Here is a 26,056-nt window from a genome sequence, read left to right as displayed (position 1 = left end):
ACTCCCGAAGCGGATCTGGTGGATCGCACCGTATATAACGGACTGTTCACCATGCACGGCACCATTATGCTGTTCATGTGGACGTTTCCCATGCTCAACGGCCTGGCCAATTATCTAGTGCCGTTAATGATTGGGGCACGGGATATGGCGTTTCCCCGGCTAAACGCTGCTGCGTTTTGGTTGGTGCCGATATTCGGGGTCATTCTCACCCTCAGCTTCTTTGTGCCGGGTGGACCGTCCCAATCGGGTTGGTGGGCCTATCCGCCGGTCAGTTTGCAGAATCCTACCGGCAACTTGATCAATGGTCAGTCCCTATGGCTATTGGCCGTAGCCTTGTCGGGAGTATCGTCGATTATGGGTGCGGTCAACATTGTTACCACCATTTTTAGAATGCGCGCTCCGGGGATGGGGTGGTTTAAAATGCCGGCCTTTTGCTGGACAGTGTTTTCGGCGCAGATCATTCAGTTGTTTGGATTGCCAGCACTAACGGCAGGTGCCGTCATGTTACTGCTGGATCTGACGGTGGGCACCAGCTTTTTTGAGCCCTCCCGCGGGGGTGACCCAATTCTCTATCAGCATTTCTTCTGGTTCTATTCCCATCCGGCGGTATACGTCATTATTCTGCCAATTTTTGGTATATTCTCAGAGGTCTTCCCAGTTTATTCCCGTAAACCCCTCTTTGGCTATAAGATTGTTGTCCTATCGTCCCTCATCATCACTGGGCTGAGTGGTATTGTTTGGGTCCACCACATGTTTGCCAGTGGCACTCCGGGCTGGATGCGCATGTTGTTTATGTTTACCACCATGATGATTTCCGTACCCACGGGGATCAAGGTATTTGCCTGGGTGGCGACGATTTGGGGCGGTAAGCTCCGGCTAAAAACACCCATGTTGTTTGCCCTAGGCGGCCTATTTATGTTTCTCTTTGCCGGAATTACCGGCATTATGCTCTCGTCGGCCCCCTTTGATATCCACGTTAATAACACCTACTTTGTGGTCGGCCACTTCCACTACGTTATCTATGGAGCCGTTGTGATGGGCTTCTATGCTGCCATTTACCACTGGTTTCCCAAGATGACTGGGCGCATGTACTACGAGGGTTTGGGTCAATTGCACTTTGTGCTCACCTTTATTGGCACCAATCTCAACTTTTTACCCATGCATCCCCTGGGTTTGCAGGGCATGCCCCGGCGGGTGGCTTCCTATGATCCAGAGTTTGCCTTCTGGAATGTTCTAGCGAGCCTCGGTGGCTTTTTATTAGGGGTATCAACACTGCCCTTTATCTTGAATATTTTGAGTGCTTGGGTGAAGGGTGAGGAAGCTGGAGATAATCCCTGGCGGGCCATTGGTTTGGAATGGTTGGTATCCTCTCCACCTCCCCACGAGAACTTTGATGAGATTCCGGTTGTTGTGTCGGCTCCCTATGGTTACGGCAGCAATGAACCTTTAGTTGAAAATAATCCAACAAAGGAGTTGGCCAGTGAGCACAGCTAAGCTTGATCAGACTGTTAATACCCAGGTTGTCCAAGGTGTAGGACATGAAGAAGAAGACCATCGTATGTTTGGCTTCATTGTCTTCCTACTGTCTGAAAGCGTCATCTTTCTAAGCTTTTTTGCGGGCTACATTGTCTACAAGACCAATGTCACCGACTGGTTGCCAGCGGGGGTAGAGGGCTTAGAGGTACGAGAGCCATTTATTAATACGATTGTCCTGGTATCCAGTAGTTTTGTGATCTACTTTGCAGAGCGCTACTTACACCGAGATAACCTGTGGGGGTTCCGGGCATTTTGGCTGTTGACCATGGCCATGGGGAGTTTCTTTCTCTATGGTCAAGCTGTGGAGTGGATGAGTCTGCCCTTTGGTTTTAAGTCAGGGGTGTTTGGCGGCACCTTTTATCTGTTGACTGGCTTCCACGGACTGCATGTTTTAACTGGGGTACTGCTGCAGAGTATTATGCTGGCCCGTTCGTTTATTCCCAATAACTATGCTGGCGGTGAGTATGGTGTTGCTGCCACATCACTATTTTGGCACTTTGTCGATGTCATTTGGATTGTGCTGTTTATCTTGATTTATGTCTGGCAATAGCTCTAATCGTGACAATACAAGACCTTAATTATTTAAAAACCCTCATTGGTAACCGGCAGAGGAGAAATCCATGATTATTGATGACCAGCACTACGACATCATCATTGTGGGCACTGGAGCTGGCGGGGGAACGCTGGCACAAAAACTTGCACCTACGGGGAAACGGATTTTGATTTTGGAGCGGGGAACCGGTATGGCCCTCGAAGAGCAAAATCCCGCAGGGGTCGATGTGCTGAAAAAGACAAAATACCATGCTTCGGAGCAATGGTATGACCAGTCCGGTGAGCCGTTTTCTCCTCAAACCAACTATGCCATTGGCGGTAATACTAAAATCTATGGCGCTTCTCTGATGCGAATGCGCGATCGCGACTTTGGAGCAGTCAAATACCAGGATGGTGTGGCCCCCGCATGGCCCATCCAGTATGCAGATTTAGAACCTTATTACACGGCGGCTGAACAGCTTTACCAGGTACATGGTGATCCTGGTAAAGACCCAACAGAGCCTACCCACAGTAGTGCATATCCCCATGGGGCTGTGGATCATGAGCCGCTGATGCAGCCAATTGTCGAGGCGATCGCACAGCAGGGACTGCACCCGGCTCCCCTACCCGTCAGTCTGACCCGCCAGGATGATGATCCCACGGGAGATGCTGAAGTCTTTGGTATCAATCCAGCTTTAAAGTATGACAATGTGACGCTACAAACGTCGGCAAAAGTTGTTAGCCTGCACACCAACCCAACGGGTACTGAAATCAAAGGAGTGCAGGCAGAAATTGGCGATCAGGCCATGTTATTTGCTGGCGATATCGTCGTCTTGGCCTGCGGTGCAGTCAATTCAGCGGCGTTGATGCTGAGTTCTGCCAATGCCAAACACACCGAGGGATTGGCCAACAGCTCAGGCCAGGTGGGGCGCAACTTGATGAAGCACCAGATGACCATGATTGTTGAGCGCAGTGCCGCCAACAATTCAGGGACATTCCCCCAAAGTGTTAGCATCAATGATTTTTATTGGGGTGACGGTGACTATGAGTACCCCATGGGACACATTGAGAATACGGGCGGACTGTTGCAAGACATCATTTTTGCCGAATCTCCGCCATTGCTGTCAGTGGCTGCCAAGATTATGCCGGGGGCTGGCTTAAAACAGTTAGCAATGCGGTCCATTGGCTGGCGAGCCCAAACGGGAGTATTGCCAAACCCCAACAATCGAATATATTTTCAAAATGGGAAACTACGCTACGAGTTTACGCCCAACAATATAGAAGCCCATGATCGTCTGGTGTACCGATGGATTGAGGTGTTAAAAGCCCTGGAGAAAACGTCTAAAGGTCTGCAGCGCAGTGGTGTATATCCACGGGGAGAAGTGCCAATTCAGGTGGTGGGTTACCAGAGTGGAACCTGTCGCATGGGCACTGACTCAGCCACCTCAGTGTTAGACACCCACTGCCGCACCCATGAGATTGACAATCTCTATGTGGTAGACAGCAGCTTTTTCCCCTCTTGCGCCAGTGTTAGCCCAGCGCTAACGGTAATGGCCAATGCGTTGCGAGTGGGAGAACATTTGATACAGCGGTTGCAGTAAGGGGTAAGAGGTGATCAGACTAGCGATCGCAATTGGCCAGGTGCTTTAAGTTTTCTAAATCTAACAATGTAATCTCAATGCCATCCATCGAAATTAAACCAGCGCGATTTAGCTTGGAAAAAGCCCGTGATAGAGTTTCAGGAATAGTTCCTAATCGGGCCGCCAGCTGATTTTTGGGCAGATCAAGCTTGATAATATCTACGTTGTTCAATTCCCCACTCAAATTTAGCAAGTAGGTAGCTAGGCGAGCTGGAACATCCTGTAGAGCAAGGCTATCCACCAGGTTCGAAAACCGTCGAAGATGTCGAGCAAAGCTTTTGAGCAGATTAATGGCAAGGGATGGACGCTGTTCTAAAAGGCTTAAAAAAGGCTGACGTGGAAAGAATAAAAGCTCCGATGACTCAAGGGCCGCTGCGGAGGCGGGAAAGCACTTGCCATCCAGAGCGGGCACTTCAGCAAAATGATCTCCCTGACCAAAGATATGCAAAATCTGCTCCTTACCCTGGGGCGATAGTTTAAATACCTTTACACGCCCCGATTGGATCACAAAAAATCCAATTCCAGCATCTCCCTGATGGAAGAGGACCTCGCCTTTGCCATAGGATTTGATAACTGCTAAACCTTCAAGATCTTCCAACTGATCCAATGGTAAATCCTGGAATATCATCGTCTGACTCAAAAAATTTGAGAGTGGAGACAACACCATTGGATAGTCACAGTTTGTAGTGAGAGATAGAGATATATTGTAACTTCAGACTAATGGGCCGTTTCCAAGAAATACAGAAGAAAATCTAAAGTTTATTACCCTTAGTCCTTTCCCTTGACTTAAGTCAAAGCATTGAACGTTCTCCTCTCCTACAGTAAACCCAGCTGCTTCCCAAGAGGATCTGACAATGTTTTGTGAACAATGCGAACAAACTGCGAGTGGACAAGGCTGCCATCAATGGGGAGCCTGTGGCAAAAGTCCAGAGGTCAATGCTGTGCAAGATCTGCTGATCTATATTCTGCGTGGCCTTGCCCCAGTTGCTCTCCGTGCCCGTGATCTGATGATCTCCACCGATGAGGTCGATAGATTCACCTGTGAAGCCATCTTTGCCACCATGACCAATGTCAACTTTGATCAAAAACGATTTACCAGCTACATTCGTCGAGCGCTGGCCTATCGAGAACACCTCAAAACTCAAGTGCAACAGGTTACAAAATCTGACCAAAGTTGGCCAGATATCACGTGCTATGAACCCAACTTTGAGGATAGTTTAGCGTCTCAGGGAGAGGATATCGCCCTGCAATTTATTGGTCAATCGAAAAACAATGTTGATATTTTCTCCCTTAAACTCACTGTTCTTTACAGTCTTAAGGGGATGGCCTCCTATGCATTCCATGCCCAGGAGTTGGGTCAAACCGATGAACGGGTTGATCAATTCTGCTATGAGGCCCTAGCTGCATTGGAGCGTCAAGATCTGAGTCTGGAAGACTGGGTCAATCTGGCATTGAAGGTTGGGGAAATCAATTTGCTGGCGATGCAGTTGCTAGATGCCGGGCATACGGGTAATTATGGCCATCCGGTGCCCACATCGGTGCCCCTCAACGCCAGAGTGGGTAAAGCTATTCTCGTGTCTGGCCATGATATTCCCCAATTGGAAGCGGTGCTAAAACAGACCATGGGAACCGCTATCACAGTGTACACCCATGGAGAATTGTTACCCGCCCATGGCTATCCGCGTCTAAAACAAACCTACCCCCATCTCTATGGTCATTATGGTACGGCCTGGCAAAACCAAACTCGGGAGTTTGCCAAATTTCCAGGGGCCATTGTGATCACAACAAATTGTCTGATGCCACCCCATGAAAACTATGAGGACAAGCTGTTTAGTATTGGTCCTGTGGGATATCCAGGATTGAATTATCTTCCCGCTCAGCCCAATGGGCTGCCTGATTTTACCCCCGTGATTACGAAAGCATTGGAGTTACCTGGATTCACTGAAATAGGGACTCCCCGGCAGGTAACCACTGGTTTTGCCCGCAATGCGCTACTGGGGGTCGCTGACCAGGTGATTGCAGCGGTTAAAGCTGGCAAAATTCGTCATTTCTTCTTAATTGGGGGCTGTGACGGGGCTAAACCTGATCGTAACTATTACACTGAACTGGTAGAGAAAGTGCCTGAGGACTGTGTGATTCTCACGCTTGCCTGTGGCAAGTTCCGTTTCTTTGATCAAGAGTTAGGGGCTATTGAAGGTATTCCTCGGTTATTGGATGTGGGCCAGTGTAATGATGCCTATTCTGCAATTCAGATTGCGATCGCACTAGCCAATGCATTTGAGGTCGATGTTAATCAAATCCCCTTGTCAATGATTTTGTCCTGGTATGAACAAAAAGCGGTGGCTATTTTGCTGACCCTGCTGCACCTGGGGATCAAAGATATTCGCTTGGGACCCACGCTGCCTGCATTTATCTCACCTAATGTGTTGAAGTTATTGTCGGACACCTATAATCTCCAACCCATCACCATACCCGAGGCAGATTTAGCCGCTTGTCTAGCCTAGATTTGAGCAAGCACGTATCCGTAAGGCATCTGGGTTAGGACCGTGTCTGCTCACGTTTGAGCAGACAACTAGCAACCACAATGCCGATGATGGCAAATAGGGCCATGGGATAAAACGCGTAGGTATAGGTGCCAAACCAATCTCGAATTTGTCCGATGGCCAGGGTGCCCGTTAGGGCACCTACCCCATAGGCGGTAAACACAATGCCATAATTTTGAGCATATTGATCGGGGTTAAAAAATCGGAGGGTGATGGTAGGAGCCATGGCTAACCATCCTCCTAAACAAAACCAAAGTAGGCAAAAGGCAATTAAATAAGTCGCTAACTGACCCTCTTGTGCGTTCATCATTAGCACACAGGCAATCAGTACCAGCGTATACGATGAGATTGCCACATATTGAGGCTTAAAACGGTCGCTTAACCACCCAAATAAAGGACGACTGAAGCCATTGAAGAGGGCAAATAGAGAAACGCTAATGGCTGCCGTCTCTGGATTAACCTTAATAATCTCTTCCCCCACCGGACCTGAGATACCAATGGCACTTAAGCCGATCAGGGTGCCAATGGCATAACAACCCCAAAGTCCATAAAATGACTGGCTTTTGAGCAGCTTTTTGGGATAACTGTGGAACCCTGTGACTGTTGGCTTAGCAGAATTCTGTTGGGGATGCCAGCCCTTGGGCGGTAATTTTAGGATGGTGGCAATGCCTAGAACAATCATCATAAAGATGCTGCCTAAGATCCACAGCGTTGGCCTTACGGTGTAACTATCAATTAACCGATTGGCTAACGGAGCAGTAATGAGCGGCGATAGCCCAAACCCGACAATTGTTGCTCCCATCGCTAGGCCTTTTTTCTCAGGAAACCATCGGGCAACGACAAACATGGGCACACCGTAGGTAACGCCTACGCCTGTCCCTGCCATAACTCCATAGGTGAGGACGAGCATGCCAATGTTTGTCGCAAAGCTGGAGAGAATATAGCCCGCCCCCAGGAAAATCCCGCCGATTACCGCCACCATGCGAGCGCCTATGCGAGGAATGAAAAAACCTGCGACTGGCATGAGAGCCGCATAGAAAACCAGCGCAACCGTATAGGGTAGAAGACTCTCAGTCGCACTTAAATTTAGCTCACCTTCCAAGGGGGTTCTAAAAATACTCCAGGAATAAACGGTGCCCAGACACATTAAAACGACTGTGCCCAAGGGAATTAACAACCACCTACCCCGTTCTGCGGGTAATCCAAGCACGGTTAACTCTGAGCGATGGTTAATTCCCATAGGTTTCAGCAATACTATCCAGGCCGGAAACGCCTAATGAACGAATACAAATACTTGTGGCTGCGATCGCAATTTTTCTATTAATTGTTTGTTTAAATAACAATAATAGACCGGTGTCTTTGCGAGAACATTATTATAGGTTAGTTCCTCGATGTCTATAATCGATGCTACAAGTATTCACAATCAATCAGATATATCACTGGTTGAGCAACTTGAAATTCCACCACTGGGATCATAAACAAGTTGTGCCACTCGGATTAGATCGGCAAAATGGGTAGGCCAAAGACCCGTGATTGTTTGAATTGTCTGAATGCGTTATTTATGTCGTTGGATATTCATCGTTGACCTAACCAACTGCCTGATAATTCTTTACCCGCTGGTCTGCTCCAATGCCTAAGATTTTTGCCAGCCAGGGAGGGGGTGATGTTGCGATCGCCCGTTGTAAATCGGCAAGAATCTCCCGGATAGCTCCTCCAGCTTCCACTTTCATGGGGTAAATATTCGCTTGAATCACTTGGGCGGCGGCAGGCCCTCCAATGGACACAACATAGAGCACAGGACAGTCTCTGATCAAATTCACTCGGAACTGATTTTTGTTATCGCTCAGGTCTGCCTCCAGAGCAGAGCGCACATCGATCAGCTTAATAGCATTCGCCGATAGCTGATAAATCAAATATCGATGGCAGGAGCCAAAATGGCCGTCTAATTGCTCATTTGTATTGGATGCAACCGCTATGCGAATTGAGTTAGGCATATCGCCTTGATCAGGCTCGATGGGTAAGGGATGATCGTACTCTGTCTGTTCTCCCCAGAGAATCCGCACCGCTTCTTTAACGGCAGCAATCTCCTGATTATTGGCATCTTCGCCTTCCCATTCGCCCTCATCCACATCGTAAATATTGCCAAAGGCACGTTTGAGCTGGGTGACGGTTAGGGTACTTAGCGATTCTTCCGTAATGTTATCGTCGAGATTGGTTTGTAATGCATCGATTAACTCTCTTATAGAGACATTGGGTAAAGCCTTAGCTGCCAAGGCAATTCTCAAAGCAACTTCATTGGAAATGGGTTGTTGTTCTGTCATGGGTATTCTCCTAAAGGTATCTGATGGAAATCTTTTTTGGGGGACAACTTAATGCGGAATGTTTGTTTGGGGATAATAGACAAAATCTTGCATATATTATCTATTTAAGCCCCAGTGTTTGTTGTAAACGGGGGTAGTCTTCGGTACTGATGCGAAATCGACCTTTTTCCACATCTCGCACCCAACTCTGGCTTTTCCCTAAATGTTTGGCTAAGGCGCGTTGAGTCAAGTTTTGACGTTGGCGTGCTGCCTTGATAACATCACCAGAGAGTGAGCCTAATTGAGTTGTTTGAGATTGTTTACGCCGCCGCTTAGGGGCTCGACGACGCACTGTTTGTTGCCATTCTTCCGATAGTTCAAAGCCGGCCAATCGAGCATTGATCAGTCGCTGCCATTTGTCTCGGGGGGCCGTGTCCGTTAAGCTCCGGCTCTGATTGGCATCATTTACCCAAAATTCAAGAGCATCGTCAACATCGTTGGGGATATCAATGACTTTAGCCCATAGTGGCTGTATCTCGGCGGGATAGGTCTCTGGATCAAACAACGGTTTGAGGCCATAGTAATAAATTGTTTCCAGATCGCTCTCAAACGTTTTCAGCAGACGTTTGTGTGCCCCCCGGACAGTGGTAGCCTCTATTAATCGATCTTCTCCATAGGCAATACGTAGTAGGGTGCGCACAGTCAGCCGATGGTCACCCCCCAACCTTAGCTTGAATAATAGCCACAACAGTAGACGAACAGCACCCTCATGCTGTTGCCAGTTGCTCATCACTTCAGTTAATAATGACTTAGGTAGGGTACCGTATTGATAAAAAGCCGTTTGATTACGATAGTCTTGTTTGTTAAGAAAGTGTTTGGCCCAAATCCCAGGGCGGATAGTAAAGCTTAACCCAATTAAGTGACGACCTCCCTGGTGATCTTTTTCAAAATAATACTCAGTGTTGACTAGATGCCAAATCGGCTGCTCATCAAAGGAAAAGGCTTTAACCTTTCCCTGACGTGGCCAGTCCAAAGCAACCAGTAACTGACAGACTTGGTATACTAAATGCTTGATCAACGTGAGTTTGTCTAGCTTGCTCAGATCTTTTCGCTTATTGAGATCTAAATATTGTTCAATGTGCTGGTCATTGATTACAAATGCTTCTTCCCACGGAGAATTGAGGGTGATGGCATAGGCCGCAAAAATCAGATGAAGACAGGTGGCACGAATATCAAATTGAGCCATGACCTCCATTGCTTCATCTGCAGGCATTGCTATGGGGATATCCCTTTCGGGACTTGTGGCTAATCGAAGGCGAACTTCTCCTCGACCACGATGGACCGGTCGATGGTAACAAAATTTTCCGTCAGCATCGATTTGCCAAGGCAGATGCTGACGCTGAGCTAAAACGTTACAGGCTTCCCAAATCACCATGGAAGATGCAAAAGGAGTCGTCTTACCACTGAGAAAAATGTCAGCAATTGCTGCTGGCAGGAGGGTGCTTTTACGGCGTCCTTTTTTGGGAACTAGAGGGGATAGGGAGCCAATATTGCAAGCATTTAAGCAGAGAGGTGTCTCTAAATCTTGACAGTCATCGCACAGGGTAGGGTCAATCCAATAGCCTTCCCATTTTGCTTGAGGTTTAATGGCTCCCGTTGGACACTGGGGCCGACAGCTATCGCAAGAGATACAACCGTCTTTGATAGTGTAAGCCATAGACAATGCAGGCCTATCAATAGAGCGATAGGTGAGGAAAAATTGGCGACTGAAAAAAACGAACCTGATTTTCTCAAACCTTCTATAAAAGTCATAAATGAGTAGATTTCCGAATAAACAGAAGATTTATACAGAGAAAGAGGAATGACGAATCCATCAGGACTAGATTACAGAGATGGAGAGTGGACAATTTATTGGAAAGTCATGCCCTTAGACATAACAATCCAAAATTTTGTATTCTATGTCACCTGATACGGTTTAATGTTTTCTTCCTAATTGACAAGACATTATGTTCAGAATGAACTATTGAGGCCGTTTTTTTGTTTCTACAATAACGGTTTACTCAGAAAAATATGGTCAATCTCTTAAAATGTTAAAGACTGTTGCTAATGGAGGTTTGGTGTTGAGCGATACAGAATATTTTGTGTTGATCTTTGGTAATAGGGTATAGAGAGTGTGCGACTCCAGCTTTTTTGATTAGCCCTACAGCTTTAGTTCTATGCTGTTGTTGATTTAGGGAATGAATTGATCGGGCTGAATTGTCCCGGATCGTTATTTTTTAGATTAAATCCTCCCGAGACTCTGCAACGCCAGTTCTATCTTGATGGACTGAAGCATAGTTGGTTTTGAATGATATGGATTGGTTCACAGGAACAGTCCCCTTGTAACTATTGGCACACTGAGTAATGACTCCAAAAATAGGGCCGCCGTGCTCTCTGTAGATGCTGCTGCTAGTGGCGGCGGTCCAGACTTGGAAAGATATTGCAGTCTCTGAGCAATATCTTCAACTGGTAGATATAAAGGAGACCTTTGACAATGCTAAGTTTATCGATGACTGATGCTAGTATGGTCGCGAGGGATTTTTTGATGCAAGATTTGGAAATTCCAGATATTGATCAAGATTTCTTCTCCATTCTGGCTACCCGTGAGACGGGTAGTGAATGGTATGTCGTAGAAATAGGAGTAGAAGGACTTCCCGACAAGTGGGTGTTACAAGTATTTGATACGGGGCAGTGTGATCCCTGCTATACCTTTCTGTCCCCAATGCCTAAGGAAGAAGATGCTGATTTAGAAGAGTTTCCTGAGCGTATTGCTCAAGTCATTACGATGGAGCGAGCTGGGCATAGCGTATGATTGAGTCCAGTCCTTAGTGGCTAGCTTTGAGGATTGATAATGGTTCATTCACTCTCGCCTGAAGATCTCCCACCAGAGTTAATAACAGACTTGGATGCAGCCTTGAAAAGGCAATTAGAAGGAGCTATCTGTCGGCACTTTTTCGAAGCCTGTGATGGATCTACTCAATCCCTGTTGATGCTCTGTAGATGGACCATCAATATTACTGAGGTCGTAATCTTACATATTTACTGTTCTGATCAGGAAAAAAACTGGCGAGTGTTGGACCGTATGACCAGGCTAGCTGAATATCTGTCTCAATTGAGTCCCCGTGCCAAAATCAGAGTCCATCCCCCATCACAAATGGAAGCACCGTTTGACATGCGAGTTGATGAACGTTCTGTTTAGCCAAATCGTTCTAACACTTTAGTACCCTTAACTCTGGGAATAGGCCATAGCTATCGAGATAGTGCTTTGTTCCTTCAGGTATTCGCTGTAATCGGCCAGATTATCTAGACCGACATAGGTGAGTGTAATTTCAGCGATGAACCAAGCAAATAGCTTAAGCACCAGTTGGCGATATTTTATTTTCATGATTAGCTTTCAAGTGAACATGGTTTAGAGGGGAAAAAGTGTTTCTCTACAACGTTAGATAAACTTTGAAGGCTGAGCCGATCGTAACGATGTTTGCCCGGCATAATCGTCAGAGTTGGTGCCTTTGAACAGCGTTTTTGACAGCCTGTATATTGAATTTCTACCTGGTCATGGAGCTGATATTCTTGCAAGATACTCTCTAATTTTGAGATCAGTTGATGGCCACCTCGCTTCTGGCAGCCTGACTTGCGACAAATCAAGATCTTAGGTGGTTTTTGTGCAACAGCAACCGTAGGATACGTTGGCACCTGAGAAGCCTCAGCCGTTGTTGACATTGGAGCCTGGGGTGCAGTTGTGAAAGGCACCTCTTCGTTAGGGGGAAGTAGTGGCAAAACCTGATAGGCTCTGAGCTTAATGGTACCTGTGGTAAAATCAACCTGACTGCGACCAATGCAGCGAATTTTGTCTCCGGGCTGGAATTGATAATCTTGTATAGAATCTCGCACCTCTTTAGGCAGCTTAATTACCACTTGCTCCTGCTCGACTTCAAGGGCAAGAGCTTTGATCTTTCTCTTTTTCTTGCTGAGATACCCTAGAAAGATTCCCTCTAGGATAAACATATATGGAGGTAGTTGTTTAAGCGGTGACATGGAAAAATCTCCTGTGAAGTGAGGCAACAGTATTTAGGGATATGCCAGCAAATAATTTACCGTTTTGTGGGGTATGAATTCAGAGCGAAACGTTCTCCCAAGGATATAATTCAGGAGGCAGAAATCAGCATGCAGGATCTCACTGACTTCTGCCTCCTACCGCCTAATTTTCCATCTACTCAAGCTTTCCCGGCTTAAATAGAATTTAATTCAAGCGTTTAGCTTTAACGGTTTGAGGCGTTTTGATGGGATTATCCAATCCGGTCACTGATAGCTCCCAGCCATTGGCTAGGGTCAGAACTTGGGCATCATCGACTGTGGTTTGTTTAACAACAACTTCTTCTAGATCCTTTTTGGCAACATAGACCATTAGCTTTCCAGCACGATCCGTATGCAGCATGACTTTCATAGTGTTTCCTTAAGATAAAGAGCATTGTAGGGGCTGGCCTTGTACCTGTTCCATGGGAAAAGTCTATTGGGGCGAACCTTGTGCCTGCCCCCTGTGCGAATTATATAATCGCCACACCTAACCCCTCCTGCGAGGCTAAGGTGAGCAATTCATCAACGGTAAGGCTACGTTTCAGCTGAGTGGACAGATCGCGGACGGCATTGAGCAGTAACTGACTGTTGCTGGCATCCAGATGTATGTCATAGTTCTGTAGAACTTGACTCAACAGGTGACGACCAGAGTGTTTGCCGACAACAAAACGCCGTTGCCAACCCACATCTTTGGGATCAAACGGTTCGTAAGTGCTGGGATTATGCAGCACTCCATGGGCATGGATACCGGACTCATGGGCAAAGGTATTGGCTCCAACAATAGCCTTCCAGGGAGGGACTGGGCAATTGACGGTTTTAGCAACAAAGCGAGACAATTCTAACAGACGCTCGGTTTGAATATTGGTTTTGAGACCATAGATTTGCCGTAGGGCCATGACAACTTCTTCAAGAGCCGCATTGCCAGCCCTTTCTCCTAGCCCATTAACAGTAGTATTAATAGAGACAGCACCAGCTCGGATACCGGCCAGGGCATTGGCTGTTGCTAACCCCAGGTCGTTATGGGTGTGCATTTCCACTGGAATGGCTAAGACGGCAACCAGTTTTCGAACTTTTTCAAAGGTGGTAAACGGGTCCAGAATGCCCACAGTGTCACAAAAACGAAAACGAAATGCGCCGTTTTCTTGGGCAAACTGTGCAGCTTCGAGTAAAAATGTTTCATCAGCCCGAGAACTATCTTCACCTCCAACACTTACGTCTAGACCGTGATCGCGGGCAAAGGTAATAGTCTCTTGTAGCTGCTTAAACATTTTGGCCCACTGGCCTTGAAACTTTACTTGAATCTGTATATCTGAAACTGGCACCGAAATGTGAATGCGCTTTAGGCCACAATTAATCGACGCCTGAATATCAGACAACACAGCGCGATTCCACCCTAGGAGTTGAGCATTTAGGCCCAGATTGGCAATTGTGTGGATGGCCTGAGCTTCATCTCTCCCCATGGCGGGAATGCCAACTTCCATTTCCTGAATGCCAATGGTGTCGAGAAACGTTGCGATCGCAACCTTCTCGTCCAAACTGAAGGCAATACCTGCAGCTTGTTCACCGTCTCTGAGGGTCGTATCGTTAATATATATTTGGGGTGGTGGTGTCATCGTAGCGGCCTCCGTAAACGTGGAAGAGGGAAGAGAGAAGAGGGAAGAGGGTGAGCTGAGGGCCGTGTATAGTCTCACCCTCAAAATTTGCCTACTGGATTAGACTTGACGAACAGCTGTCTTAAGTCAACGAAGCATCGTCCATTGACTGAGACTGGTCTCCGTTGAAGGATTCAATATCTTCTGCAATGATTTGATTGAGAAAATACTGTAGAACCCAAGCAAAGACAATAAAAGGACCAATCATCATAAGGGTGGTCAACATAGTAAGTGCCTCCTGACTATTTGAGCAATAGACGAAATTTTGAACTGCATAGCCCTACTTCAAAAAGGTAAAAGTAAGACTATCTTCAGACAAAAAGTGTTCAAGATGAAAAGCCCGCTCTTCTGTCTTTAAGAGAATTTGCTCATAGAGATATCGAGTGGCTCGATCTCCCACACTTTCGGCTTGAGTGGCTAGTCGGCGAAGTAGAGTGATCATCGACTGCTCAGCAGTAAGATCATTGGCAATCATCTGTTGACAGTTATAGGCACCCTCTGATTCTGGAGTGAAACAGCATTGTTCGGCCAGGGTGGCAAAGGTGCCTGCGGGAATGCCGCCTAGACCATTTAAACGCTCAGCAACATCATGGGCATCTCCCTGAACAGCCCCATAGCTTTCTTGGAAGAATTCATGAATAGCGTAAAATTCTGCACCTTCAATTACAAAATGATGCTTTTGATATTGCATATAAAGGGCTTGAAAACTGGCGTAAACCAAATTCAGCCCTTCGCATACGGTGATAGTAATCTCCTTCTCAAGACCGACAGGATTATCACCTACTTCACCAAAAGCACGGACAAGGGTTTGAGTAGTCATATAATTTCTCCAATCAATAGGTAGGATGAACAGAAAGTAAGCGGCTAATGATTTGTAGTACAGCTCACCTGAGTTTGCCAACACCGTTCTAGCCAGCCAATACTAGACTGGCGAGGTGATGTGAATTGTCTGATGACGCTGCAAACTAACATCAGCTCTAATGCATCGTTGACATCAACTCGTAGTGTGCCATCGGTGGGACAGCTACACGAGATATGAAGTTCTTGCAAGCGACGATTAATCGACCAACGTTCGCCGCGAGGCACTGCGACAACTTGCCCCCAACCGGGAACAGTGGGTGTGGGGTTATCCATAGGATTGATACTCCAACGTTGAAAGGGATGAACAAGTGAGACTTTGTACTTGGGTTTCTAGCGCGTCAATGCGAGCCAAAAGATGACGTAGGGTAGTGGCTTCAACATCGGGAAGCTGACCATGTTCCAAAGGAGTTGTTAGGGTGTTGCATTCGCAAACATTACGGCTGGGAATCCCAACAGCCGTGCAGTTGGTCGGTACACTGTTCAATACAACAGCACCCGCTCCAATGCGGGCATGGTCCCCAATAGTAATACTGCCAAGCACCTTGGCACCACTGCCAATCACCACTTGGCTGCCAACCGTAGGATGGCGCTTACCCGTTTCTTTACCTGTCCCCCCTAGAGTCACCCCCTGATAGATCAGGGTGTAGTCTCCGACCACAGCAGTTTCCCCAATTACAACACCCATACCGTGATCGATGAAAACCCCTTTACCGAGGGTGGCCCCGGGATGAATTTCAATTCCCGTAAAGAGGCGAGCCAGGTGAGAAATAAAGCGAGGGAGAAAGGAAATCTTGTGATTTTGTAGCCAGTGGGCGAGGCGATGGGCTGCGATCGCATGTAAACCAGGGTAACAGCACAACACCTCTAACCAACTGCGAGCCGCCGGGTCCCGTTCAAAAATGATTGTGAAATCGGCCACACAGGGAAAAAGCCGGTGCAGTTCAGCAGACGAAAACAAATGCCGAACAGAAAAGTGTTGCAGAAATAGGGACATGGGTCTGGTGGGGCGTTGTTTTCCTGCTTATAGCAGTTACAACTGAGGGGGGGTGATCGCAACGGCCCAATCCAGATTTACTATAACTATTACCTTTACACTCAAATGCTAAAACCTTTATTGGTAAAGCATTTAGAATTTTTCTAGGGACAGGGTACAAGTATTTTGATACCCAGGGTTAGGTATTTCTAAGGGTGGGTGCAGGTATTCTGTACTCACGTCAAAGCCTTTATATATAGTGTTTAGACCTGGGTTTTAGACAGTCTTATAAAAACTTGTTTGATGTACTCAAAACTTGGTTTTTGATCGGCGAACCCACAGCTTAGCAACAGAAACTGTAACAACTGATGCAGAACTGCCTCGACTAATTTCAGCAATCCTTAACAACTCGTCAATAGGTCGATCCTAGAGGTGCACTGTTACGGAACATCCAGTTTAATGAGCCCACCTCAAAGTGAGCATCAGCGTCATCTGGATCATCAAAAGCAAGATAGTGTTCCAGCTTAAAACTCTCCTATTGTTTAACATTATTTAATGTGAAATAGTAACATCCGTTACCGAAATTGGGTTTAAACTGAAAACAATGATACAGACACCTTTTTGGCCTATGTAGCACAGCGGTAAATTGTGTATCTAATTTAGCAAAATATCTGTTATTGAGTACTCAAAAACTTGTCATCTAGAACCCATCAAAGTCGAGTCCATCCCTTTTATGATAATGGATGCGACTGAGTACAGTAATCATCGAGCGGGGGTGACAAAATACTAGTCCGTACCCTGGGGAATGCCCGTACCCTAACCTAGAAAAAATATTTTTTCTTGAATTATCAAGGGCTGTAGTCGATGAGTACAGCGTTAATTATCTAATAAATCCTATGGGGGCGTTGTTCTAGTGAACTTCTAGAGCCGTTGATATAACTCTTGCATCGCCAAACACTCAGTTAACACACGTTGGTGAACTCAAGCAACAAGGTCCAGCTAGATCTCACGTATCTTGCTAAGCCTTTGTTGGTTAGAGGTTCACCATTGGGCGGTAGGTGACAGACCAATTTCAGGCGTATTCACCCTATTGAGATGTCCTCGTTATCTTACCCAGACAAACAAGCACATCTCCATCCACACACCCTGGAAGTTGCTGATCACCTGACTGAGTTCTGAGGCTCGCACGCTCTCTGGCACTGCATTGTCTACCCTCCAGTCCGATTCTCCGATTTTATCGTGCAGAACAACCAACTGTGTTTACAGACTCAGCCAATGCAGTGCCGCTATTTCATATCGATACTTTATTCCCTAACTCCTTAAACCAATGACGCCTCCGCCTCCTACTGCCCTTGTCTCCGCGCCCACGACGACGCCTGAGCTGGACATAACGTTGACTAAAACAAAAACTACAGTCAAGAAGTCTGGCGGCGGCTGTGGCTGTAGCACTAAAAATGATGCTCCTAGTGGTATGAGTGAGTCTTTAAAGGCTCGCATTGAAAAACATCCTTGCTACAGCGAAGAAGCTCACCACCATTATGCCCGTATGCACGTTGCGGTGGCTCCAGCCTGCAACATTCAGTGCAACTATTGCAACCGTAAATATGACTGTGCCAATGAAAGCCGTCCTGGTGTTGTTAGCGAACTGCTCACACCTGAAGAAGCTGCCCACAAAGTTTTGGTGGTGGCCGGTAAAATTCCACAAATGACAGTTTTGGGGATTGCGGGTCCCGGCGACCCCCTGGCTAACCCAGAGAAAACCTTCCGCACCTTTGAGCTAATTGCCGACAAAGCTCCTGACATCAAACTCTGTCTCTCAACTAATGGTCTGATGTTGCCTGAGCATGTTGATCGGATTAAGCAGCTGAATGTGGATCATGTCACGATCACTATTAATATGGTGGACCCAAAAATAGGGGAGAAAATTTATCCCTGGGTTCACTACCGTCGTCGTCGCTACCGTGGCATTGAGGGGGTGAAGATCCTGCACGAGCGGCAGATGGAAGGTCTACAGGCGCTTCAGGAAGCTGATATCCTCTGCAAGGTAAACTCGGTGCTGATTCCTGGCATCAACGATGAGCACCTGCCAGAGGTGAATAAGGCGATTCGAGATCGCGGTGCATTTCTCCATAATATTATGCCCCTGATCTCGGCCCCAGAGCATGGCACGTACTTTGGTCTCAATGGTCAGCGGGGTCCAAATCCCAAAGAACTTAAGCGCGTTCAAGATAATTGCTCTGGCAACATGAAAATGATGCGCCACTGTCGTCAGTGTCGAGCCGATGCTGTCGGTCTGCTGGGTGAAGACCGTAGTCAGGAATTCACCAAGGAGAAGTTTATGGATATGTCGGCGGACTACAGTTTGGAAAAACGTCAGGCAGTTCATCTGGGCATTGAGCAAACCAAAGCCGCTGTAGCGGAGAAAAAACAAGCATCTGTCAATAAGCGTCGAACGGAGTCGACTAAAGTCCTGGTTGCGGTTGCAACTAAGGGGGGAGGACTTGTCAATCAACACTTTGGCCATGCCAAAGAATTCATGATTTATGAAGTAGATGCAACGGAAGCCAAGTTTGTTGGTCATCGTAAAGTTGCCGATTACTGCCAGGGCGGTTACGGCGAAGAGGCAGCCCTGAAAGGCATCATCAATACAATTATTGACTGTCAGGCTCTACTGACGGCCAAAGTAGGCCCCTGCCCCCAAAAGGCCTTACAAAAAGCCGGGCTGACCGTCATTGAAGCCTATGACGTGATTGAAACTGTTGCACGGCGGTTTTATGACGAACATGTTTTAGAGAGATAAAAGAAGAAAGGATACAGGAAAAAGGGAGATTTATCAGAATTTCTGCCCCTAACTCTCCCCTCTCTTTTGCTCTCTCTGTCCTAACCCTAACAGCGAGGCCCATACCATGACTTACACCATCACTAATGACTGTATCTCCTGTCAACGCTGTCTCTCTAGCTGCCCAACCAAGGCCATTGAGACCGATGGGTCCACATTCTGGATAGATGTGAATCGCTGTAACCAGTGTCAAGGCTCCCATGGCGTCGCTCAATGCTGGTCTGTGTGCCCAACGAATGAAGGCTGTGTGCCGTTATCCACCGCCACTACAGCTGTCGCTCTGAATGCTGAGACAACAACAGATTACTGGCATGTTTGGTTTACCAACTATAGCCACATGATCGCGCGGCTTAAATCCTCACAGCAGCCTGGATACTGGCGACAGTGGTTTGACCGGTATTCCCAATCCCTACAAACCTTGAGAGCCCAGGCTGACACAAATGTCCCGTTAATGCCGTAGTGCCTGCTCTGATTCTTTCTACTGTCCTTTATTGTTTATTGATCGCGGAGATGAGGTAATGGTCATTTATTTAGATAACAATGCGACCACGCGGGTTGACCCCGATGTTTTGGATGCAATGCTGCCCTATTTGAGCGACCTCTACGGTAATCCATCGTCGATGCATAGCTTTGGAGGACAGGTCGGTGCTGCCATTCAGGATGCCAGAGTCCAGGTGGCTGAACTCCTAGGGGCAGAAGATACTGAGATTATCTTTACTAGCTGCGGCAGTGAGGGCAACAATACGGCCATCCATGCGGCCCTGGCGGCCCAACCCGAGAAACGTCATATTGTCACCACTGCTGTTGAACATCCGGCCATTCTCAATGTGTGCAAGCATCTGGAGAAAAAAGGCTATACCGTTACCTATTTATCCGTGGACCGACGCGGTCAGCTTGATCTGATGGAAGTGGAAGCCGCCATGACTGGCGGCACGGCGCTGGTCACCACCATGTATGCCAACAATGAGACCGGTGTGATTTTCCCGATAGAACAGGTTGGCGCGATCGCAAAAGAATGCGGTGCCACTTTCCATGTGGATGCCGTCCAGGCCGTTGGTAAATTACCCATTGATCTAAAAAACAGCACCATTGACCTGCTCACCCTCTCTGGACACAAGCTCCATGCCCCTAAAGGGGTGGGTGCTCTATATGTTCGACGCGGTTTCCGCTTCCGTCCCTTTCTTCTGGGCGGACACCAGGAGCGCGGACGGCGGGCGGGCACCCACAATGTGCCTGGTATTATTGCCCTGGGTAAAGCCGCCGCAGTGGCCCGTGAGCATCTCGCTGCTGTTGATCGGGAGTGTCAGCTACGGGACCAGCTAGAGCGCCAACTGCTGGAGTTAATCCCCGATTGTGACGTGAATGGCGGCGGCACCCCACGTCTGCCTAACACCACCAACATTGGTTTCAAATATATTGAAGGCGAAGCCATTCTGTTTATGCTGAATCAGCATGGTATCTGCGCTTCCTCGGGGTCTGCCTGCACCTCCGGTTCTCTAGACCCCTCCCATGTTCTCACCGCCATGGGACTTCCCTACACCATTCTCCACGGCTCAATTCGCTTTAGCTTATCGCGATTCACCACTGCAGAAGATATCCAACAGGTTGTCAATGTCATGCCTGGCATTGTGGAAAAATTGCGGGCGATTTCACCCTTTAACAATGACGAAGCGGATTGGTTACAGGGCCGCGATTTGGTCCATAGCGCATAGGGCCGGTACAGGACCAGCCCCTACCTCTCTCTCTTCTTGCTCCTTTACCTCCAGAAACTACCATGTGGGACTATTCCGAAAAGGTACTTGAACTGTTTTATAACCCGATCAATCAGGGTGCGATCGCAGATGCCAACGAACCCGATATGGCCGTTGTTTATGGTGAAGTGGGTAGCATTGCCTGCGGTGACGCTCTGAGACTTCACCTGAAGATTCAGGAATCGACCGAGACCATTCTGGATTCACAGTTTCAGACATTTGGCTGTACCAGTGCGATCGCATCCTCCTCTGCTCTCACTGAAATTATCAAAGGCAAAACCCTTGATCAGGCCCTGAAGATTACCAATAAAGACATTGCTGACTTTCTGGGTGGTTTACCCGAAGCCAAAATGCACTGCTCTGTGATGGGGCAAGAAGCCCTGGAAGCCGCCATCTACAAATACCGTGGTATTGAAGTGGAGCACCACGACGATGACGAAGGCACATTAATCTGTTCCTGCTTTGGTATCACCGAGCCTCGCGTCCGACGTGTGATTATCGAAAACGATCTGACTACCGTTGAACAAGTCACCAACTATGTCAAAGCGGGTGGCGGCTGTGGCTCTTGTCTGGCCGGCATTGAAGATATTTTAATCGAAGTGCAGCGAGACAGAGCAACAACAGCCGCCAGGGTAGAAGCAGAAGTGACTGCGGCCCCCCTCTCCCCCATCCAAAAAATTAATCTGATTCAACAAGTCCTGACCGAAGACGTGCGCCCCATGCTGATAGCTGATGGCGGTGATGTTGAACTCTACGATGTCAGCGGCGATGTGGTGCAAGTGCAGCTCAAGGGTGCCTGTGGCTCTTGTGATAGCAGCACGGCCACCCTCAAAGGTGCAATTGAAACTCGGCTACAGTCCCAGGTTTCACCTGAATTAACCGTTATCGCTGTATAAAACTCACCTCCATTCTCTCACCTTATCTCTTACGTGTCTTATGAAACCCCTCCATCAGACCCTTATGGTCGAGCGTTCACCTCCCCCCGTCAATTACCAGAGAGCAGAGCCTCTGACGGACCCTCGACAAACCGCACCGCTCTGTATCGCTACATCTAGACCTAGCGTTTACTAACATCCTAAGGAGAATCCAATTCATGAGACAAATTGCATTTTACGGAAAAGGCGGTATCGGTAAATCCACCACCTCCCAGAACACCCTAGCCGCCATGGCTGAGCAAGGCCAACGCATCATGATTGTGGGCTGTGACCCGAAGGCTGACTCCACTCGCCTGATGCTCCACAGCAAAGCCCAAACCTCCGTGCTACAACTGGCTGCCGAACTCGGTGCCGTTGAAGATGTCGAACTTGACCAGGTGCTGCAAGAAGGCTATCGCGGCGTTAAATGCGTCGAGTCCGGTGGTCCTGAACCCGGCGTCGGCTGTGCCGGTCGTGGCATCATCACCGCCATCAACTTCCTGGAAGAAGAAGGGGCTTACGAAGATCTTGATTTCGTCTCCTACGACGTACTCGGTGACGTAGTTTGCGGCGGTTTTGCCATGCCCATTCGGGAAGGCAAAGCCCAAGAAATCTACATTGTTGTCTCCGGTGAAATGATGGCCATGTATGCGGCCAATAACATCGCCCGAGGCGTTCTGAAGTATGCCCAATCTGGCGGTGTGCGGCTGGGCGGCTTGATTTGCAACAGCCGGAATACAGACCGGGAAATTGAGCTCATTGAAGCCCTAGCCGACAAGCTCAATACTCAAATGATTCACTTTGTTCCCCGTGACAACGTGGTACAGCATGCTGAACTCCGCCGGATGACTGTAAATGAGTATGCCCCAGAGTGCAACCAAGCCAATGAGTATGCTCAACTCGCCGATAAGATCATCAACAACACCAAACTGACGATTCCGACGCCCATTAGCATGGACGAACTGGAAGAACTCCTGATTGAATTCGGCATCCTAGATAGTGATGAAAAGTATCAAGAAGCGCTAGCCTCTGATACTGCTGCTGTCGCTGCTGTCTAAAGGCTAGCCGCTGGTGGGTGAGTCTCCAACCCGTGAGATTTACCCCTAGCGTGCTGCCCATCCGCTTCATCCTATTCTCTAGCCTAAATGAGAGGACACCATGGCCACCGTAGAAGATCGAAAAGAGCTGATCCAGGAGGTGCTGAAAGCCTACCCTGAGAAGGCCCAAAAGAGACGCTCCAAGCACCTGAATGTCAAAGAAGAAGGCGCTTCTGACTGCGGCGTTAAATCTAACAAGAAATCTGTTCCCGGCGTCATGACAACTCGTGGCTGCGCTTACGCAGGAGCCAAAGGGGTGGTCTGGGGACCTGTCAAAGATATGATTCACCTGAGTCATGGGCCAGTGGGCTGTGGCTACTACTCCTGGTCTGGTCGCCGTAACTACTATGTGGGCACCACCGGGGTGGACACCTTTGGTACCATGCAGTTCACCTCCGATTTCCAAGAACGGGATATTGTCTTTGGCGGTGATAAGAAACTGGCCAAAATCATTGATGAACTAGAAGAACTGTTTCCCCTAAGTCAGGGCACCACCATTGAATCGGAATGTCCCGTAGGGTTGATTGGAGACGATATTGAAGCCGTTGCCAGACAGAAAGCTAAAGAGACCGGCAAACCAGTTGTTCCTGTCCGCTGTGAAGGATTCCGAGGGGTTTCTCAATCCTTAGGTCACCACATTGCTAACGACACCGTGCGCGACTGGGTACTGCCCAAGGCCGACGAGTATCGCAAACTGCCCGAAGGGTATGAAGTGGGTGACTATGATGTCAACATCATTGGCGACTATAACATCGGTGGAGACGCCTGGCCCAGCCGCCGACTGCTAGAAGCCATTGGTCTCCGTGTTATTTGCCAATTCTCAGGGGATGGCACCTTTAACGAAGTGGTGATGACGCCCCTGGCCAAGATGAATCTGATCCACTGCTATCGGTCGATGAACTACATCTGCCGGTTTATGGAAGAGAAGTATGGTATTGGCTGGATGGAATACAATTTCTTTGGTCCCACCCAGATTGCCAAGTCTCTGCGTAAGATTGCCGAACAGTTTGATGAGACCATTCAGACCAAAGCTGAAGCGGTGATTGCCGAGCATCAGGAACGCATGGATGCCATTGTTGCCAAGTATCGCCCCCGGTTAGAAGGCAAGACAGTGATGATGATGGTGGGTGGTTTACGGCCTCGTCACGTGATCCCTGCTTTTGAAGACCTGGGTATGAACGTGATCGGTACTGGCTATGAGTTTGGCCATGGTGATGACTACAAGCGCACCGCCGACTATGTGAAAGAAGGCACGGTCATCTACGACGACGTCAGCGGCTACGAGTTTGAAGAACTTGCCAAAGAGCTACAGCCAGACTTAATTGCGGCTGGCATTAAAGAGAAGTATGTCTTCCAGAAGATGGCCCTTCCCTTCCGGCAGATGCACTCCTGGGATTATTCCGGTCCTTACCACGGCTATGAAGGCTTTGAAGTCTTTGCCCGCGACATGGATTTGGCCATTAACAATCCTACCTGGGGTTTAATCAAAGCTCCCTGGGCTGAGTAGATAAGTAGATGGGGGGATGGGTATGCGTGCCATTTCCGATCACGCCTAATATTCACCGATTTTACCTCTCACCCATCTACCCTGTTTTTCATCTACTACCCCTCCTACTCTCATCCACCCATCCACTCTCCAAGAAGGAGACCACCATGACTGAGAACAATACGCCCCAAGTGCCGGAAACCGCTCCAGACCCCGGCAAAATTAAAGACCATTTTGATCTATTTCAAGAAGATACCTACCAGGACATTTTTGAATATAAGCGCCAATTTGAAGGTGCCCACAGCCGTGAAAAAGTGGCTGAGGTAGCTGAATGGACCAAGACCTGGGACTATCGTGAAAAGAACTTTGAGCGCGAAGCTCTCACCATTAACCCGGCTAAAGCGTGTCAGCCCTTGGGTGCACTCTTTGTAGCATCTGGTTTTGAAGGGACATTACCCTATAGCCATGGGTCCCAAGGCTGTGTGGCTTACTTCCGCACCCACCTCACCCGTAACTATAAAGAACCCTTCCAGGCCGTGTCGTCTTCTATGACAGAAGATGCAGCAGTATTTGGAGGGCTGAACAACCTGAAGCAGGGTTTACAGAATTCTTTCGAACTCTATAAGCCCAAAATGATTGCCCTCTGTACCACCTGTATGGCAGAGGTAATCGGCGATGACTTGGGGGCGTTTATCACCACCGCTAAGCAAGAGGGCTATATTCCAGAGGAATTGCCGGTACCCTATGCCCATACTCCTAGCTTCGTGGGCTCTCATATTACTGGCTATGACAATATGCTTAAGAGCATACTGTCCAACTTAACCGCCGGTAAAGAGAAGACCGAGACCAGTAACGGTAAATTTAACTTTAACCTGGGCTTTGATCCCTATATTGGCAATATCCGTGAACTGAAGCGGATTTTGGGCCTGTTTGGCATCGACTACACCATTCTCTCGGATAATTCGGACACCTTTGATTCCCCGAATACGGGTGAGTTTAAGATGTATAACGGGTTAACTACGTTAGAAGAGACAGCAGACTCTCTCAATGCTGAGGGTACGTTCTTCTTCCAGAAGTACACCACCCCCAAGACTCAGGAATACCTTGCCGAAGCATGGGATCAAAAAACCTATAACTTCCGTCCTTTTGGTATCAAGGGCACTGATGAATTCCTGATGGCCCTTTCTGCGATTACGGGCAAAGCCATTCCCCTGGAACTGCAGCAGGAGCGGGGTCGCGCTGTGGATGCCCTCACCGACTCTCAAGCCTGGATTCACGGTAAGAGCATTGCTCTCTACGGCGATCCGGACCATGTGTTTGGCATTACCCAGTTTCTGTTGGAAATGGGAGCTGAGCCTAAGCATATCGTGGTTACTAACTCCAACAATGATTTTGAGGCGGAACTGCGTGAGGTGCTGACCAACAGTCCCTACGGCCAGGAGGCAACTATCTGGGGTAAGAAGGACCTGTGGCACTTGCGATCGCTAATGTTCACCGAGCCCGTTGACCTGCTGATCGGCAACTCCTACGGCAAGTACCTGTGGCGCGACACCGGCACTCCCCTAGTGCGCATCGGCTATCCCATCTTTGATCGTCACCACATGCACCGCTATGCCACCCTTGGCTACCAGGGTGCCATCAACCAGTTCAACTGGATCATCAACACGGTTCTAGATGACCTGGACCACAAGACCAATGTACCCGCCAAGACGGATATCTCCTTTGATCTGATTCGTTAAAGGCGAATGGGTGGATGGGAAGACAGAAGGATTGGATAGGTGGATGGGTAAGTCTATAACTCCTAACCCTCTACTCTCTCA

General features: G+C 48.2%; 25 protein-coding genes. 13 read left to right on the top strand and 12 right to left on the bottom strand.

All coding sequences use genetic code 11. From position 1 onward, the window contains the following. The 3 genes from DXZ20_RS14845 to DXZ20_RS14835 all read left to right on the top strand — a co-directional run. The coding region (locus DXZ20_RS14845) for a cytochrome c oxidase subunit I (RefSeq protein ID WP_163703496.1) at positions 1-1,494 on the top strand (1,494 nt) is incomplete at its 5' end. 64 nt (positions 1,495-1,558) lie between these two features. Next, complete coding sequence (locus DXZ20_RS14840; RefSeq protein WP_431732099.1) at positions 1,559-2,086, top strand: cytochrome c oxidase subunit 3; 528 nt, start codon at positions 1,559-1,561, stop codon at positions 2,084-2,086. 70 nt (positions 2,087-2,156) lie between these two features. Beyond that, positions 2,157-3,668 carry a GMC oxidoreductase gene (locus DXZ20_RS14835; RefSeq protein ID WP_163698954.1) on the top strand — a complete coding sequence of 504 codons (1,512 nt, stop codon included), beginning with the start codon at positions 2,157-2,159 and terminating at the stop codon, positions 3,666-3,668. A 19-nt stretch (positions 3,669-3,687) separates the two neighbouring features. Here the strand turns inward: DXZ20_RS14835 and DXZ20_RS14830 are convergent, their stop codons facing one another. Further along, on the bottom strand, positions 3,688-4,335 hold the full coding sequence (locus DXZ20_RS14830; RefSeq protein WP_250565761.1) for a Crp/Fnr family transcriptional regulator: 648 nt from the start codon (positions 4,333-4,335) through the stop codon (positions 3,688-3,690). 226 nt (positions 4,336-4,561) lie between these two features. Here DXZ20_RS14830 and hcp point away from each other — a divergent pair, with 226 nt between their 5' ends. After that, on the top strand, positions 4,562-6,211 hold the full coding sequence (hcp, locus tag DXZ20_RS14825) for a hydroxylamine reductase (RefSeq protein ID WP_163659237.1): 1,650 nt from the start codon (positions 4,562-4,564) through the stop codon (positions 6,209-6,211). Positions 6,212-6,245: 34 nt separating this feature from the next. Here hcp and DXZ20_RS14820 read toward each other — a convergent pair whose 3' ends face one another. The 3 genes from DXZ20_RS14820 to DXZ20_RS14810 form a co-directional block, all read right to left on the bottom strand. Next, positions 6,246-7,490, bottom strand: coding sequence for an L-lactate MFS transporter (locus DXZ20_RS14820; protein WP_163698950.1), 1,245 nt, complete (start codon positions 7,488-7,490; stop codon positions 6,246-6,248). Positions 7,491-7,836: 346 nt separating this feature from the next. Then, on the bottom strand, positions 7,837-8,571 hold the full coding sequence (locus DXZ20_RS14815) for a dinitrogenase iron-molybdenum cofactor biosynthesis protein (protein ID WP_163698948.1): 735 nt from the start codon (positions 8,569-8,571) through the stop codon (positions 7,837-7,839). A 100-nt stretch (positions 8,572-8,671) separates the two neighbouring features. Next, complete coding sequence (locus DXZ20_RS14810) at positions 8,672-10,267, bottom strand: helix-turn-helix domain-containing protein (RefSeq protein ID WP_163698945.1); 1,596 nt, start codon at positions 10,265-10,267, stop codon at positions 8,672-8,674. A gap of 816 nt (positions 10,268-11,083) precedes the next feature. Between DXZ20_RS14810 and DXZ20_RS14805 the strand changes: the two genes are divergently transcribed. Together DXZ20_RS14805 and DXZ20_RS14800 are read left to right on the top strand one after the other, a co-directional pair. Then, complete coding sequence (locus tag DXZ20_RS14805) at positions 11,084-11,401, top strand: hypothetical protein (RefSeq protein ID WP_163659241.1); 318 nt, start codon at positions 11,084-11,086, stop codon at positions 11,399-11,401. Positions 11,402-11,440: 39 nt separating this feature from the next. After that, positions 11,441-11,788: a hypothetical protein gene (locus tag DXZ20_RS14800; RefSeq protein ID WP_163698943.1), complete on the top strand. Its 348-nt coding sequence runs from the start codon at positions 11,441-11,443 to the stop codon at positions 11,786-11,788. A gap of 27 nt (positions 11,789-11,815) precedes the next feature. Here the strand turns inward: DXZ20_RS14800 and DXZ20_RS14795 are convergent, their stop codons facing one another. From DXZ20_RS14795 to cysE, 8 genes are all read right to left on the bottom strand, one after another. After that, a complete protein-coding gene (locus DXZ20_RS14795; protein WP_163659243.1) occupies positions 11,816-11,974 on the bottom strand; it encodes a hypothetical protein in 159 nt (52 codons plus the stop codon). 2 nt (positions 11,975-11,976) lie between these two features. Further along, complete coding sequence (locus DXZ20_RS14790) at positions 11,977-12,624, bottom strand: (2Fe-2S) ferredoxin domain-containing protein (protein WP_163698941.1); 648 nt, start codon at positions 12,622-12,624, stop codon at positions 11,977-11,979. Positions 12,625-12,829: 205 nt separating this feature from the next. Further along, a complete protein-coding gene (nifT, locus tag DXZ20_RS14785) occupies positions 12,830-13,033 on the bottom strand; it encodes a putative nitrogen fixation protein NifT (protein WP_006514474.1) in 204 nt (67 codons plus the stop codon). 100 nt (positions 13,034-13,133) lie between these two features. Further along, positions 13,134-14,276, bottom strand: a complete 1,143-nt coding sequence (gene nifV, locus DXZ20_RS14780; protein ID WP_163698939.1) for a homocitrate synthase — start codon at positions 14,274-14,276, stop codon at positions 13,134-13,136. Between the two features lie 121 nt (positions 14,277-14,397). Beyond that, complete coding sequence (locus DXZ20_RS14775; protein WP_163659246.1) at positions 14,398-14,541, bottom strand: hypothetical protein; 144 nt, start codon at positions 14,539-14,541, stop codon at positions 14,398-14,400. Positions 14,542-14,595: 54 nt separating this feature from the next. Further along, entirely contained in the window at positions 14,596-15,135 is a 540-nt protein-coding gene (gene dpsA, locus DXZ20_RS14770; protein WP_006514477.1) for a DNA starvation/stress protection protein DpsA, read from the bottom strand. A gap of 44 nt (positions 15,136-15,179) precedes the next feature. Continuing rightward, positions 15,180-15,449, bottom strand: a complete 270-nt coding sequence (locus tag DXZ20_RS14765; protein WP_006514478.1) for an Asr1405/Asl0597 family protein — start codon at positions 15,447-15,449, stop codon at positions 15,180-15,182. Continuing rightward, positions 15,442-16,170 carry a serine O-acetyltransferase gene (gene cysE / locus DXZ20_RS14760; protein ID WP_163659247.1) on the bottom strand — a complete coding sequence of 243 codons (729 nt, stop codon included), beginning with the start codon at positions 16,168-16,170 and terminating at the stop codon, positions 15,442-15,444. The genes DXZ20_RS14765 and cysE overlap by 8 nt, the downstream gene beginning before the upstream one ends. Positions 16,171-17,476: 1,306 nt before the next feature. Here cysE and nifB point away from each other — a divergent pair. The 7 genes from nifB (at position 17,477) to nifK (ending at position 25,975) form a co-directional block, all read left to right on the top strand. Next, entirely contained in the window at positions 17,477-18,949 is a 1,473-nt protein-coding gene (gene nifB, locus DXZ20_RS14755) for a nitrogenase cofactor biosynthesis protein NifB (protein WP_163659248.1), read from the top strand. A gap of 106 nt (positions 18,950-19,055) precedes the next feature. Beyond that, positions 19,056-19,448, top strand: coding sequence for a 4Fe-4S dicluster domain-containing protein (locus tag DXZ20_RS14750; RefSeq protein WP_163659249.1), 393 nt, complete (start codon positions 19,056-19,058; stop codon positions 19,446-19,448). Positions 19,449-19,506: 58 nt separating this feature from the next. After that, the gene (gene nifS, locus DXZ20_RS14745; RefSeq protein ID WP_163659250.1) at positions 19,507-20,700 is read left to right on the top strand and encodes a cysteine desulfurase NifS; all 1,194 of its coding nucleotides are present in this window, start codon (positions 19,507-19,509) and stop codon (positions 20,698-20,700) included. A gap of 62 nt (positions 20,701-20,762) precedes the next feature. Continuing rightward, entirely contained in the window at positions 20,763-21,635 is an 873-nt protein-coding gene (gene nifU / locus DXZ20_RS14740; RefSeq protein WP_163659251.1) for a Fe-S cluster assembly protein NifU, read from the top strand. Between the two features lie 197 nt (positions 21,636-21,832). Continuing rightward, a complete protein-coding gene (gene nifH / locus DXZ20_RS14735; protein WP_163659252.1) occupies positions 21,833-22,711 on the top strand; it encodes a nitrogenase iron protein in 879 nt (292 codons plus the stop codon). Positions 22,712-22,811: 100 nt separating this feature from the next. Further along, complete coding sequence (gene nifD, locus DXZ20_RS14730) at positions 22,812-24,257, top strand: nitrogenase molybdenum-iron protein alpha chain (RefSeq protein ID WP_163698937.1); 1,446 nt, start codon at positions 22,812-22,814, stop codon at positions 24,255-24,257. A 146-nt stretch (positions 24,258-24,403) separates the two neighbouring features. Continuing rightward, positions 24,404-25,975, top strand: a complete 1,572-nt coding sequence (nifK, locus tag DXZ20_RS14725) for a nitrogenase molybdenum-iron protein subunit beta (RefSeq protein ID WP_163698936.1) — start codon at positions 24,404-24,406, stop codon at positions 25,973-25,975. Positions 25,976-26,056 lie beyond the last annotated feature (81 nt).

The organism is Adonisia turfae CCMR0081 (assembly GCF_011009555.1).
GTDB classification, from domain to species: domain Bacteria; phylum Cyanobacteriota; class Cyanobacteriia; order Phormidesmidales; family Phormidesmidaceae; genus Leptothoe; species Leptothoe turfae.
The sequence above is the reverse complement of the archived record's forward strand: the minus strand, read 5'-3'. Positions and strand labels throughout refer to the sequence as shown.

What these genes read in the sequence shown, in the direction of transcription:
- nifK (WP_163698936.1), top strand. Translation starts at nt 24,404, where the DNA reads ATGACTGAGAACAATACGCCCCAAGTGCCGGAAACCGCTCCAGACCCC.
- hcp (WP_163659237.1), top strand. Translation starts at nt 4,562, where the DNA reads ATGTTTTGTGAACAATGCGAACAAACTGCGAGTGGACAAGGCTGCCAT.
- nifS (WP_163659250.1), top strand. Translation starts at nt 19,507, where the DNA reads ATGGTCATTTATTTAGATAACAATGCGACCACGCGGGTTGACCCCGAT.
- DXZ20_RS14750 (WP_163659249.1), top strand. Translation starts at nt 19,056, where the DNA reads ATGACTTACACCATCACTAATGACTGTATCTCCTGTCAACGCTGTCTC.
- DXZ20_RS14790 (WP_163698941.1), bottom strand. Translation starts at nt 12,624, where the DNA reads ATGTCACCGCTTAAACAACTACCTCCATATATGTTTATCCTAGAGGGA.
- DXZ20_RS14795 (WP_163659243.1), bottom strand. Translation starts at nt 11,974, where the DNA reads ATGAAAATAAAATATCGCCAACTGGTGCTTAAGCTATTTGCTTGGTTC.
- DXZ20_RS14815 (WP_163698948.1), bottom strand. Translation starts at nt 8,571, where the DNA reads ATGACAGAACAACAACCCATTTCCAATGAAGTTGCTTTGAGAATTGCC.
- cysE (WP_163659247.1), bottom strand. Translation starts at nt 16,170, where the DNA reads ATGTCCCTATTTCTGCAACACTTTTCTGTTCGGCATTTGTTTTCGTCT.
- nifU (WP_163659251.1), top strand. Translation starts at nt 20,763, where the DNA reads ATGTGGGACTATTCCGAAAAGGTACTTGAACTGTTTTATAACCCGATC.
- DXZ20_RS14840 (WP_431732099.1), top strand. Translation starts at nt 1,559, where the DNA reads ATGTTTGGCTTCATTGTCTTCCTACTGTCTGAAAGCGTCATCTTTCTA.
- nifD (WP_163698937.1), top strand. Translation starts at nt 22,812, where the DNA reads ATGGCCACCGTAGAAGATCGAAAAGAGCTGATCCAGGAGGTGCTGAAA.
- DXZ20_RS14810 (WP_163698945.1), bottom strand. Translation starts at nt 10,267, where the DNA reads ATGGCTTACACTATCAAAGACGGTTGTATCTCTTGCGATAGCTGTCGG.
- DXZ20_RS14800 (WP_163698943.1), top strand. Translation starts at nt 11,441, where the DNA reads ATGGTTCATTCACTCTCGCCTGAAGATCTCCCACCAGAGTTAATAACA.
- nifB (WP_163659248.1), top strand. Translation starts at nt 17,477, where the DNA reads ATGACGCCTCCGCCTCCTACTGCCCTTGTCTCCGCGCCCACGACGACG.
- DXZ20_RS14805 (WP_163659241.1), top strand. Translation starts at nt 11,084, where the DNA reads ATGCTAAGTTTATCGATGACTGATGCTAGTATGGTCGCGAGGGATTTT.
- DXZ20_RS14830 (WP_250565761.1), bottom strand. Translation starts at nt 4,335, where the DNA reads ATGATATTCCAGGATTTACCATTGGATCAGTTGGAAGATCTTGAAGGT.
- DXZ20_RS14835 (WP_163698954.1), top strand. Translation starts at nt 2,157, where the DNA reads ATGATTATTGATGACCAGCACTACGACATCATCATTGTGGGCACTGGA.
- DXZ20_RS14820 (WP_163698950.1), bottom strand. Translation starts at nt 7,490, where the DNA reads ATGGGAATTAACCATCGCTCAGAGTTAACCGTGCTTGGATTACCCGCA.
- dpsA (WP_006514477.1), bottom strand. Translation starts at nt 15,135, where the DNA reads ATGACTACTCAAACCCTTGTCCGTGCTTTTGGTGAAGTAGGTGATAAT.
- nifT (WP_006514474.1), bottom strand. Translation starts at nt 13,033, where the DNA reads ATGAAAGTCATGCTGCATACGGATCGTGCTGGAAAGCTAATGGTCTAT.
- DXZ20_RS14775 (WP_163659246.1), bottom strand. Translation starts at nt 14,541, where the DNA reads ATGTTGACCACCCTTATGATGATTGGTCCTTTTATTGTCTTTGCTTGG.
- DXZ20_RS14765 (WP_006514478.1), bottom strand. Translation starts at nt 15,449, where the DNA reads ATGGATAACCCCACACCCACTGTTCCCGGTTGGGGGCAAGTTGTCGCA.
- nifH (WP_163659252.1), top strand. Translation starts at nt 21,833, where the DNA reads ATGAGACAAATTGCATTTTACGGAAAAGGCGGTATCGGTAAATCCACC.
- nifV (WP_163698939.1), bottom strand. Translation starts at nt 14,276, where the DNA reads ATGACACCACCACCCCAAATATATATTAACGATACGACCCTCAGAGAC.